The following is a 307-nucleotide window of genomic DNA, read 5'->3' as shown; positions in this document are numbered from 1 at the left end:
GGCAACCACACCGGCGGCGCCGGTGCTGTTGAACGAGATCTCGAAGGTCGTCGACTGACCGGCGAACAGAGTCGTCGTCCCCAGCGGAGACGAGACGGTATATTCGCCCGATCCTGGCAGTGTGATGGCTCCCAGGTTCAGCGTGTTGGTCCCCGTGTTGGTAATCGTGAAGGTCTGCGACAGGATTTCGCCGAAGAAGGCGGTACCCAGGTCGATGCCGCTCACGCCACTGGTCAGGGCCGTGGCCCCGGCTGCAACATCGATTTCCGGTGCCGTCGATCCGGGAGTCAGCAGCTCCAGCCGCATG

At 63.5% G+C, this 307-nt stretch carries 1 protein-coding gene; it reads right to left on the bottom strand.

Annotation, left to right across the window (positions count from 1 at the left end; translation table 11 throughout):
• Positions 1–307, bottom strand: a 307-nt coding sequence (locus FYZ48_RS29110; RefSeq protein WP_149345979.1) for a choice-of-anchor D domain-containing protein, incomplete at both ends; no start/stop codon positions are given.

The organism is Gimesia chilikensis (assembly GCF_008329715.1).
GTDB lineage: Bacteria > Planctomycetota > Planctomycetia > Planctomycetales > Planctomycetaceae > Gimesia > Gimesia chilikensis.
This window is presented reverse-complemented; position numbering and strand designations above follow the sequence as displayed.